This is a genomic window from Actinomyces israelii DSM 43320 (genome assembly GCF_000711965.1).
Taxonomy (GTDB): Bacteria; Actinomycetota; Actinomycetes; order Actinomycetales; family Actinomycetaceae; genus Actinomyces; species Actinomyces israelii.
On record NZ_JONS01000026.1, the window covers coordinates 1 to 11,246 of the forward strand.

10 protein-coding genes are annotated in these 11,246 nt (G+C 69.6%); 6 read left to right on the forward strand and 4 right to left on the reverse strand.

What is annotated here, in order from left to right; translation table 11 throughout:
- Nucleotides 1-200: 200 nt before the first annotated feature.
- The 4 genes from O145_RS09905 (at nt 201) to O145_RS09915 (ending at nt 3,081) form a co-directional block, all read left to right on the forward strand.
- Nucleotides 201-1,040 (forward strand): hypothetical protein, encoded by an 840-nt coding sequence (locus O145_RS09905; RefSeq protein WP_156966701.1) that lies wholly within the window; start codon nt 201-203, stop codon nt 1,038-1,040.
- A 201-nt stretch (nt 1,041-1,241) separates the two neighbouring features.
- Complete coding sequence (locus O145_RS18175) at nt 1,242-1,733, forward strand: DUF7919 family protein (RefSeq protein ID WP_156966702.1); 492 nt, start codon at nt 1,242-1,244, stop codon at nt 1,731-1,733.
- A gap of 153 nt (nt 1,734-1,886) precedes the next feature.
- Nucleotides 1,887-2,630 carry an Imm1 family immunity protein gene (locus tag O145_RS09910; protein WP_043562543.1) on the forward strand — a complete coding sequence of 248 codons (744 nt, stop codon included), beginning with the start codon at nt 1,887-1,889 and terminating at the stop codon, nt 2,628-2,630.
- Between the two features lie 52 nt (nt 2,631-2,682).
- Nucleotides 2,683-3,081, forward strand: a complete 399-nt coding sequence (locus O145_RS09915; RefSeq protein ID WP_156966703.1) for a hypothetical protein — start codon at nt 2,683-2,685, stop codon at nt 3,079-3,081.
- Between the two features lie 618 nt (nt 3,082-3,699).
- On the opposite strand, the gene O145_RS09925 is transcribed toward O145_RS09915, so the two are convergent.
- The 4 genes from O145_RS09925 to O145_RS09940 form a co-directional block, all read right to left on the reverse strand.
- A complete protein-coding gene (locus O145_RS09925; RefSeq protein ID WP_229118491.1) occupies nt 3,700-4,572 on the reverse strand; it encodes an ABC transporter ATP-binding protein in 873 nt (290 codons plus the stop codon).
- A gap of 10 nt (nt 4,573-4,582) precedes the next feature.
- The gene (locus O145_RS09930; protein WP_043562549.1) at nt 4,583-6,421 is read right to left on the reverse strand and encodes an ABC transporter permease; all 1,839 of its coding nucleotides are present in this window, start codon (nt 6,419-6,421) and stop codon (nt 4,583-4,585) included.
- Nucleotides 6,418-7,560, reverse strand: coding sequence for a thiamine ABC transporter substrate-binding protein (locus tag O145_RS09935; protein ID WP_052374960.1), 1,143 nt, complete (start codon nt 7,558-7,560; stop codon nt 6,418-6,420). The genes O145_RS09930 and O145_RS09935 overlap by 4 nt, the downstream gene beginning before the upstream one ends.
- 694 nt (nt 7,561-8,254) lie before the next feature.
- Nucleotides 8,255-9,595, reverse strand: a complete 1,341-nt coding sequence (locus tag O145_RS09940; RefSeq protein WP_043562554.1) for a YbjN domain-containing protein — start codon at nt 9,593-9,595, stop codon at nt 8,255-8,257.
- Nucleotides 9,596-9,771: 176 nt separating this feature from the next.
- On the opposite strand from O145_RS09940, the gene O145_RS09945 reads away from it, so the two are divergent.
- The gene (locus tag O145_RS09945; RefSeq protein ID WP_043562555.1) at nt 9,772-10,074 is read left to right on the forward strand and encodes a DUF4235 domain-containing protein; all 303 of its coding nucleotides are present in this window, start codon (nt 9,772-9,774) and stop codon (nt 10,072-10,074) included.
- A gap of 184 nt (nt 10,075-10,258) precedes the next feature.
- Nucleotides 10,259-10,915: a hypothetical protein gene (locus O145_RS09950; protein ID WP_043562556.1), complete on the forward strand. Its 657-nt coding sequence runs from the start codon at nt 10,259-10,261 to the stop codon at nt 10,913-10,915.
- Nucleotides 10,916-11,246: the final 331 nt, after the last annotated feature.

An 11,246-nucleotide genomic window follows, 5' to 3' on the forward strand; every position in this document is an offset into this window, starting at 1 on the left:
ACCGCCATCGCCCCTGAGGCTGTCTTGACCTTACGCAGAAACGGGCTCACCACCCCCACCCTACCGGCCCCTTAGTGTGCCAGCACACCCACAACCACCACGGAATACCAACGAAAAACCCACCTCAAAACCCAGACCCCACCAAAGTGTCACGAGTCAGGTCTTAAAACAATCGACAATCGCAGTCACCGATGAAATCCATGAGAGACGAAGAAGCCGAACTTATGCACTGTCTTATTGACCGAGTTGATAACGCCCGGGCATTGAGTCCGTCGGATGTAGGCAGCCTGCTCTATGACATCTCCGAGGGTGAATACGTAATTCCGCTGAAGTGGATATGCGAGGCGATCGATAAGCATGACAGCCTCCCTTCGCGGGGAGAGCTGGAGGCGCTGCGCGATCTGGGGAGTCAGCTGGACGTTGACGTTGACAGCTTCTTCCGCTACCTCGATCGCCCGGATGAGACGATTCCGGAGGAGTACCTGGTGTGGACCGACTGGGAGTGCCAGAACATCCTCCTGCCCGAGGGCTGGACACAGGAGGCCGCCGACGTCTTCATTCCCACCATGATCAGGTTCGCTTTTCTGCGAAATGAGTGCACGCGGTTGACGGGCGGCTCCTGGGGCCGCTGGCCACGCAATGGGACACCGCCCCTGCACTGGATCATCGCTTATCCCGAGCACATGGAGATCGACATTGTTGCCGACTTGCACCACCGACGAGTAGTGACGCGTAATCGGATGTTTCTTCCGGACACGCTTTACGAGCGGCGGGCCCGCCACCTTCTGCTCCAGGCTGCCAAGATCCCAGACCTGGAATACCGGGACTTCGCACCGGTGCTGAAGCTGGTCGGGGCCGGCGAGTGGGAGGTCGCCTTGACCGTCCTGTGCACCCAGCTGTGCGAGACGCGCGCCCCCCTGGGCCCGGACGACCTCGCCGCCATCCATGCCGCCGGGGAGCACCTGCGTATCGACACCGGCGCCTTACTGACCCCGGCCAGCTTCCTGACCAAGAGAATACGAATCAAGAAGATTCCATGATCAGCGCCATAAATATCCTCCCGCTGCCGATGCTCTACAGCCGAAAACACCACCAGCTCACACTATCCTCCCGGGAGGGATTTACTATACTATGAGCGCGATCAGAGCACCGGCGACGACATCATCTGATCGAGAAAGGCGACGTTGGGGTGTACGATTGGGCTGCATGCAGAAGAGCGCTCGGTGGCTAAGGAGGAAAATATGCCTTACATTCCTGACGGGACCGTCGCGGAACTACCGGAACGCGAGTGGCCCAGGCCTCGTCGTCGTCTTTTCAAGTGGAGGCGCCGCAGGGAGCAGCCCTTGTTCAACGTCCCCAGCGTCCACCTCTTTGGCTGGCTCAGCCACCAGGTTTCGTACTTCTCTGGCCCTACGAGCCCAAGGGATCTTGAGGTGCTGGAAAGAGCGGCGCTAGCTCGGGTGTGGGGTATGCGCGGATTTCATCACTGCAGGATGTGCCCACCGCCCGGCCACTACGGGGCCACTCCTTACGAAACGACCACCAAGGCATACTACCTCGGCTCCGCCTCCCTCATCGTCGCAGACGTGGATGGCAACCCGTGGGTAGCCCCGAACCTCGTGCTCCACTACGTCACCGTCCACGGGTATGTGCCACCTACACGAGTTTACGACGCACCTCCGGACCTTGTTGCCTCAGTCCTACACAAAGGATACCCTGACATAGCGAAGTGATGCAGAACCTCATATAACACCAATTCCGTTTAATGTAAAATAATTCGGGGAGGCGTGGCGCAAACAGAACAAGGGACTTATTCGTGGGGTTTGCGTCATAATGAGGGGTGATCGTGGTATGAAAGCGAGTGGGGTTGTTCCATCGGAGGGCGTGTGCTGTGGGACACGATCTGCGTCGCCTTCCTGCTGGGGATTCCGCTCCTGCCGGACTGGGTGACGGTGGGGGACACTCTGGTGGTCGAGGTGCCCGGTGTCGTCTTCGGGGCTGTATGGGCGCTCGTCTCGCGCAGGGCCCTGCTGCCGGCGGCGCTCGCCTACCCAGTGGCTGTGGCTGTCAAAACCTGCCCCGGTTTCGCGACCGCGATCCACGGCCTGCAAACTTCGGTCGTGGCAGTCTGGACGTCCCCGCCGGCGGGCATGTTCCTCCCCAGCATCTTCAAGGCCATACGAATGTACGGGCTGCGGAAGTCCCTGCTGGGCCCGCCGGACAACAGCCACCTGGACGGCTGCTGGCGCTGGCAGGAGGACGCATGGCAGCCGACCGCTCCCGAGCCCTTCCTGGTGGGAGAGGACGCCGCCACCCTCAAGACGCCAGTGGTCCTGCGAGCAGCACACGACCCGGCCCGCCTCTACGTCGTCCTGGACGGCGATCACTCCCTGATCTTCCACACCCACAACTGGAGCAAGCACGACCCCGACCAGGGCTACATGCCCGACGCGACACCCGCCCGCGACGGCTACGAGGGCCCCCTGGGAGGCCTTCCACTCATCTACTACTGGGGGGACTACCCCGCCCGGCTGTTCGTCCCCCAGGACGCCGCCCACCGCGCCCTGACCACCTTCCACACCACCGGACAACGCGACACCACCCTGAGCTGGACCCCGACGCCATCATGATCCCCGTCACCCTCTAAGCCGGAGGAGTGTGAGCGGATTGAGAATTATGTATGTGTCCGGAAATGTCGGGCGCAACAGGAAGTGGAATGGAATCGAGCAGAAGATTAGCCTGTCGGATTTTATCGCGAGATACGAAAAGCACTTCTTAACCGAGGACACCTATGCCGAAGTCGAGACCGGAGGCGAGGCGGGCCGCCTGCTGGCCGCCGGAAGCACCGGAGAGATCGCGGTCATACAGATGATCGACGGAGACAACCGCAGCGCGATCTTCGTCCCGGCAGACGACTCGATGTTCGGTACAGGGCGCGAATCAGTTCGCGTCCCCATTATGGAGGACTGCACCGAATACGACTCGCGCTTCGCCATGAGCGCCGCACAAGCATGGCGGACCCTTCTTCATATGATCACCGACGAGCACTACCCGGACAAGCAGTCCTGGTTCTACCTGTGAACCGCCCCGCTTGCCGTCGTGAAAACGAACGACAATCCGCAGGCGGCCTGGGGCGGCACCCCCGGAGAGGAATTGTTCGACGTGCTGGTGTACGCGCCCGGATGGCTGCGAGAGGAGATCGAGCGCCACGGCCCGATCACTGGGTGTCACCTCCTGGTGGTCTATCTTGAAGCTGCGGGAGGCCATCAGGTTCTCGACCTGCAGGATCGAAGGCGAGCGCGCCGAGAACTGGACGAGACTCGGCGAGCTCCTGTCGCGGATCGGGTTCCGGGAGTTCGAGGACTACGACTTCTCAACGCCTCTGGGTAGACGACCACGACAGCCTCCCCTCCCCCGAGGAGCTGGAGGCGCTGCGGGACCCGGGCCGCAGGCTGGATGTCGACGTCGGCAGCCTCTTCCGCTACCTGGACCGGCCTGACGAGACGATTCCAGAGGAGTACCTGGCGTGGACCGACACGGAAAGCGCCACTCGCCCCTCAGCGGGACGTCCGGCATTATTCCGCCGACGTCCGTCGTCCGCCGCGCCCTGAACCGATCTCGGCGCGGAACCGAACCGATCTCGGCGAAGGTGGGGGCGACGGGGAAAAGGGCGGGAAGACGGCGGCTCGCGCGCAGCGCCTACAGGCCGAGGAAGCGGGCGACCGCCTCGCCGCCCGGGTCCGCCCACAGCGCCTCGGGCGCGTCAACGCGCAGCAGGCGCCCGGCCTCCATGACGCCCACCCGGTCGGCCACCGCCCGGGCCTCCCCGTGGTCGTGGGTGACGTACAGGGCGGTCGTGCCCTGCCTGGTCAGAATGTCCCGCAGGTCGACGACCAGCTGCTCGCGCAGCGCCCGGTCGAGCGCGCTCAGCGGCTCGTCGAGCAGCAGCAGCCGCGGCTCCGGCGCCAGCGACCGCGCCAGCGCCACGCGCTGCGCCTGCCCGCCCGACAGGGTCGTCACGTCGCGCGGCCCGTAGCCCGGCATGCCGACCAGCTCCAGCATCTCCTCGACGCGGGCCCGCCGCTCCGGGCGCGGCACGCCGGTAAGCCCGTAGGCCACATTGCCGGCCACATCGCGGAAGGGGAAGAGCTGGCCGTCCTGGAACATGAGGCCGAAGCCGCGCTTGTGGACCGGCACGCGCACGACGTCGCGCCCGTCCCACGCGATCGTCCCGCCCGCCAGGTCCTCCAGGCCGGCGACGGCGCGCAGCAGCGAGGACTTCCCGCACCCCGAGGCCCCCAGCAGGGCGACGGTCTGGCCGCGGGCCACGTCGAGATCGACGCCGTCGACGGCGGTGACCGGGGCGCCGCCGCGCGCCCCCCGGTAGACCACCCTCAGGCCGCGCAGGCTCAGGCCCTCCGGCGCCGGCTCGCCGGAGGCCGCGCCGGGCCCGCTGTCTCCGCCGCCCCCGCCGGCCCCGGCGGCCGCGCCGGGCCCGCCGACTCCGGCCGATCCGCCCCCGCCGGCACCGTCCCCGCCGGCCCCGGCCCTCACGTCTCCGCTATCACTCATGGCTCTCCCTTCACTCGCGGTGCAGACGAGCGGTCTGCAACCACTCGCAGACCAGCATGATCGCGGCGGTCCCCAGCGCCAGCACGACGCCGGCCGCCAGCCCCATCCCCTGGTTCTGGTCGCCGGGCGAGCCAATGAGCCGGTAGAGGACCACCGGCAGGGTGGGCGCCTCGGGCCGCGCCAGGAACGACGTCGCCCCGAACTCCCCCAGGCTCGTGGCCAGGGCGAAGCCCGCCGCCAGGCCCCCGGCGCGCAGCAGGTGCGGCCCGTCCACGGTGACCAGCACCCGGCCCGGCCCCGCGCCGAGCGCCGCGGCGGCCTCGCGCTGGCGCGGGTCGATGGCCCGCAGCGCCGGCAGCAGGGTGCGCACCACCAGGGGGACGGCGACGACGGCCTGCGCCAGCGGGATGATCCACCAGCTGCGGGTCAGCGCCAGCGGCGGGCGGGTGAGGGTGATGAGGAAGCCGAACCCGACCGTCACGGCGCTCACCCCCAGCGGCAGCATGAAAACGGCGTCGAGCGCCCCCACCCCGCGGGCCAGCAGCCGGCTGCGGGGGCGGCGCGAGACGGCCAGGCTCACGGCCGCGCCCACGGCCAGGGCGATGAGCGCGGCGACGGCGGCCGTGCGCAGCGAGCTCGCCGCGGCCTCCCACACGGTGACCGTCAGGGCGTTGCGGCCGCCGGTGGACGACAGGTCCGTGTAGTTCGCCGTCGTCCACCGCCCCGCGCGCCGCAGGGAGCGCGCGACCAGGACGGCGACCGGCCCGACGAGCAGGCCGGCCACGACCGCCAGCGTCAGGGCCAGCGCGGGCAGGTCGCCGCCGCGCAGCGGGCGCGCGGGCACGTCCAGGCGCAGGGCCAGGCGCGCCTGGGAGGCGCGGCGCGCCCGCTCGACCGCCCACAGGGCGACGGCGACGACGACCAGCTGGACGACCGACAGGACCGCCGCGTCCCGCAGCTTGAGGTACTGGGCGGTCAGGATGTAGATCTCGGTCTCGATGGTGCCCGTGCCGGTCCCGCCCAGGACCAGGACGACGCCGTAGGCGGTGGCGCACAGCAGGAAGGTGATCGAGGCGGCCGAGGCGATGGCGGGCGCCAGGCTGGGCAGGGTGACGGTGCGCCAGGCCCGCCACGGCGAGGCCCCCAGCGCCCGTGCGGCCTCAACGGCGCGCGGGTCGAGCCGTGACCACATGGTGCCCACGGTGCGCACCACCAGGCCGTAGTTGAAGAAGACCATGGCGGCCACGACCGCCGTCGTCGTCCCGTCCAGTCCGGCCCCGCCCAGGGGCCCGCCGGTGGTGACCAGGGCGTGGAAGGCGACGCCGACGACAACACCGGGCAGCACGAAGGGCACGATGACGACGGCGCGCAGCAGGTCGCGGCCGGGGAAGCTGCGCCGGTAGAGCACGGCCGCCCCGGGCACGCCCAGCACGACGCAGGCCGCGGTGGCGGCGGTGGCCTGGATAAGGGTGGCGCGGATGATCCGCCAGGTGCGCGCCCGGCCCAGGACCTCGACGAAGCCGGACAGGTCGAGGCGGCCGTCGGGGGCCAGGCCGCGGGCGACCAGGGCCGCCACCGGCCAGGCGAAGAAGACGGCGAGGAAGACCAGGGGCAGTCCGACGGCGAGGGCCCAGGCGGTGCGCTCCCCCGCCCCCGGCCGCGGGCCTCGCGCCGGGGGCGCAGCCGGGGCAGCGGGCGCAGTGTCCGCCGCCGCCGCGGCCATCGCCGCCGCCGCCGAGATCGGTCCCGGCCGACGGCGCGGCCCGTCCGGGCGGGCCGCCTCCCGGGTGCGCCGCGCGCGCAGGCTCCTCAACCGGCTGCCCAGCCAGCCGCCCAGCGGGCCCCTCACGCGCCGACGGCCTCCGTCCAGGTCTCCAGCCAGGCCTCGCGGTTGGCGGCGATGTCGTCGGCGGCGACGGTCACCGGCTTGTCGGAGGCGGCGCCGAACTTCTTGATCTCCTCGCTCAGCACGGCGTCGGGGCTGACCGGGTACATGTACATGCTCTCGGGGATGGAGCTCTGGACGTCGGCCGACAGCATCCACGTCAGGAAGGCCTTGGCGCCCTCGGGGTTGGCGGCCCCGGCGAGGACGCCGGCGTACTCGACCTGGCGGATGGCCGTGGCCGGCAGCGCGGCGGTGGTCGAGGCCGAGCCGTCCTCGGTCAGGGTCGCGGCGGGCGAGGAGGAGTAGGACACGACGATCGGGTAGGCGCCGCCCTTCCCGCCGCCGGAGAAGTCGGTGTAGTAGGCATCGGTCCAGCCCTTGTCGACCCGCATGCCGTTGGCGGCGAGCTGCTTCCAGTAGTCGGCGAAGCCGCCGGTCTCCGCCGTGCCGAAGTGCGCGACGGTCGCCAGCAGGAAGGCCAGGCCGGTGGAGGATGTCGAGGGGTTGATGGCGACGAACCGGTCCTTGTGCTCGGCCTTGGCCAGGTCCTCGAAGGCGGTGGGCGGGGTGGCGCCGTGCGCGGCGAACCAGGCGGTGTCGACATTGATGCTGACCTCGCCGAAGTCGATGGGGGTCAGCGCCGGGGTGCCGTCGATGACGTACTGGTCGGCGCCCTCGGGCAGGTCGACGGCGACGGAGGTGTCGAGGACCCCCTCGTCCAGGATGCGGGAGGCGAAGGAGTTGTCCACGCCGAAGAAGGCGTCGCCCAGCGGCGCGTCCTTGGTCAGGACGAGCTTGTTGGTCAGCTCCCCGGCGTCCCCGGAGGCGACCGTCTTCAGGGTGTAGCCGGTGTCCTCCTTGAAGGCGGTGATGAGGTCGTCGGGCACGGAGAAGGAGTCGTGGGTGACGACGGTGACGGTGTCGCCGGCCGAGCCCGAGCCGCCGGAGCCCTTGGAGCCGCAGGCCGCGAGCGCCAGGCCGACGGCGGTGGCCGCGGAGCCGGCCAGCAGGGTGCGGCGGGATGTCCGGGTGCGGCGCGGAAGCGAGGCGCGGCGCGGGGACCATGCGCGGTCGGGCAGTGCACTGGTGAAATGGGTGGTCATGGTTCCTCCTGGATGGGTGCCGGGAGGGCCCGGGCGCGACGGGCCGGTGTCCGCGCGCCCGGGGAGATTCGACTCGACTTCCTTCGCCGGTGCTAACCGGAGCAGGTTCGAGGGTCTGCGGTCGCCCGCACTCTCAGCGCCGCTGCCGCCGGTGCGGGGCGGCTCGGGCCCCGGGGCCGACGTCGGGGCGCTCCCCTGTCGCAGGGGCAAGCCTAGATGATCGGTTCCCAGGTGGTCGATTCTGGAGTCCTCACGCTGGAGCCGGACCGATCCCGGCGGGCGCCCGCTGTCGGAGCTCCATCGGCACTCCGAGACTCTCCGAGACTTTCCGAAACCTCCAGGAGGCCGGCCTCGGCCGGAAAAGGCGGCGCGGCAAGCAGTCGGCCGGTGCCCGGCCGGTGCCCGCGAGCGCCGGAGCGGGGATGTTGCACATTCGTTTGCGACCCGTGCTGAACAGAACCGCGGAATCGCGCGGGAACGGAATCTCAACAAGCACCGGCGCGCCTCTCCCATGTGCACAGACCCCCTCGGCGCACATGGGAGCCCGTCAACTAATCTTGACGGCTTTCGCGTAACCGCAGAATTCCAACGAAAGATCGCATTGACTCCGTAAAGTTCCCGCTCTCCCATGTGCAGCCCGGCCCCGTACCCGCCCGAACAGTCTCGACCGACCTCGGCAGAGGGGGCGTCGGAATCAGCCTTGACGCCTCAGGAACTCACGCTCGTCCTCGGCGTCGGCGACGTTCTCCCTCCAGAAGGTGGACAGCTTCGGCGCCTCGGTGAGAACCGCCTCGAGCAGGGCCGTCAGCTGCCGGTCGGTCATTCCGGGACGCTCGAGCCAGCAGGCGTAGCCCTCGACCCCGAGCGGAGCATCGGCACCCGTCCCCAGGCCTGCACCGGGCTCGCCCCTGTACCTGCCATCTGCCGGCCCCGCCCCGGTGACCCGTACGGCCAGGGCATTGAAACCCTGATTCCAGGCTCTGGCGACCACAAGCGCGGTGGAGGTCTGATCGTCGTCCGGGGCGGGCACGGTGAGGTCGTCGAAACGGCAGACGACATCCAGCCGCTGATCCGTGGTGCTGATCGTCAGCGTGCTCCCGTCGAGCCGGGCGACGAGGCGCTCGTTGTCCTCGGGGTCGGCAGCCGGCTGCACGCCGAGCCCCTCCAGGAGGGCCGCCACGCGCTGCGCCATCCGCGTCCGCCTGTTCTCGAGCCGGTTCCGAGACTCGTGAGAATCCCGCAACAACTTGTTCTCGAACGCCGCCCCGTCCCTGTCCCGGCGCAGAAGACGTTCGAGCTCGCCGGCGAGCTCCTCCCGGGACGTTCCCCGGTCGCGGAGCTGCTTGTTCAGCACTCGCGCGAGCCCCGCATCGATGCCGATCTCCTCCGGATCCAGCCCGGCGCGCGTCACGCACTCACCCGCGCGTCCGATCAGCTCGGCCGCCTTGTCGGAGTCCGCGTACATGAGCCCCTCGGCCTGCGCCATGTACCGCTTGGCGGTGGCGATGACCGCATCGGGGCTGGTCTCGCCGTAGAGGTCGATGCCCACTCTCTTCGCGATCTCGTCGAACCTGCTCTCCGGGAGCACGTTCTCCAGGTAGTCGAACATCTCGCGGCTGCTGTCAACGGCGTCCCGCAGATGGAAGACGAGCTGCGCGTCCGTCACCCCGCTCCCGAGAGGCACGCTCAGGACGCCACTGAGCTGCAGCAGGACGTCCTCATCGACGACGACGCTGGCAGCCGGGACGCCCAGACGACGGTTCCAGGTGTTGACAACGACCCCCATCACCCCCTCGAGCGCCGAGGGGGCCCGCGGCGCCCACTGGACCACAAGCCTGAGACAGTCGTTGTCCACCATGAACACGCCCCTGCTGCTGCCGAGGCTCACCCAGACCGACTTGTCGGGCGCCACCGCGTAGTCCTGGCCGAAGACTTCGGCCGCCGCCCGCTCCAGGCGCCTGGGGGTCAGCCGGGCGGGCGTGCCGCCGCTGTGGGACCGGGTGCCTGTCTTCTGCTTCCTGCTGCGTCGTGCCAAGGGTTCCTCCAGACGGTTGCGGAGCCTCACAGTCTCACGACGCCCCCGCACTGTCGAGATAGACATTTTCGTACGAGGTCGGCGGTGACACCGTCTATCTCGTCCTAAAATGTCTATCTCGACGCCGGGAGCCGCGCACGCCGCCGTCGGCCCACGAATCGAAGAACGGAGCCATAATGTCCGACAGCAAGAACGACTTCGCCTGGGCGGCCGCCTCGGCCCTGATCCTGCTGGCCTCCAGCATTGTCGCCGAGAAGGTTGTCGCCGCCGGCTGGAAGGCCGCCACCGGGCGGCCCGCGCCCCAGGACGACGACCAGGTGCTGAACTACCGGCTCGGCGAGGTCGTCGCCTTCGCGGTCGTCTCGGGTGCGGCCATGTCCCTCACGCGCCAACTCACCCTGCGCCAGGCCGCCAGGTGGCGCAGCAGGCGCAGCCTGAGCCGTTCGGACGGCGGGCGCCCCGGGGCCCTGGAGGCCTGAGCCGGGGACGACGCCGGGGCCGGCCCGCCCGCCCTGCTCCTCGGCGCCGACGGCGGCCGGGCGCGGCGCCGGAGGACGCTGAAGGCGCGGGCGGGGCCTGCAGCCCCACAGCCCCCGACTGCGGACCCGCAGACCCCGGGATCTCCGTTGGCCTGCCCGCCGGCGCGTGAGATCATAGCCAGACGTGAGCATCTTCGGGCGCACGGATCCGCAGCGGCGCAAGATCCTTCTCCGCAGAATGGCGCTGGTCGCGCTGGTGGCACTGCTCGTGCTGGTTCTCGGGGCCGGGGCGTACGCGGCCCTGTCGCATCGCAGCGGCTCCGCGGCGGCGCCGGCCGATGCGACGGCCGGCTCGTCCTCCGGCCCGGCCCCGCCCAGGACCCCGCGCCCGCGCACTCCCGCGGCCATCCCGTCGACGGCGGATGTCGATGAGGCCTGGTCGGTGATCGGCAACGCCATTGTGGAGGACGACACGGCGACCTTCCGCGAGTACGCGAACCCGGAGACCTACAACCTCGTGGTCCGGCCCCGGGACATCAACGGCTCCCAGGACGTCCTGATCGTCTCGCACTGGGACTACATCGGCGGCCGCAAGAACTTCTCAGAAAGCTCCGACACCCTCCCCGTCGGGTCGCCGTCTCCCGGCAAGTGTGCGAGCGGCCCGCCCCCGTACTCGAAGCCCGACGTGAAGGTCGACTACACCTGCTCCTTCCTCTCAGGAACCCCGAGCACCCCGGGCGCGCCGGACGGCTCTGGTGACGGGCACACGATCGCCTACTTCTACCTCACGAGTATCAACGGGGTATGGACCGTGGTCGGCTTCTCCCCGCTCTACGGCTGATCCACCGGAGACCGCTCAGGGCGGGGCGGCGCCGGCTCTCCTGCGAGCGGCCCCAGCGCCCCGTCCGCACCGCCCCGCCCCCGCGCTTCCGCAACAGGGCCCGGATGATTGACTTCGAGCCGCACGGGGCGCGGGCCGGGCGGGCGCATCTCAGGGGGTGCGGTCGTACGTCAAAGGCGCGGCCGCAACCCCTGAGGCGCGATCCCACAAGCCGACACACGACCGCGCGCAAAGAACACGACCCAGCCGGCCACCGGCCCCGGACGACGAACCGATCTCGAGCCGAAACTGAACCGATCTCGGCGCGGAACACGACCGATCTCGGCGAAAG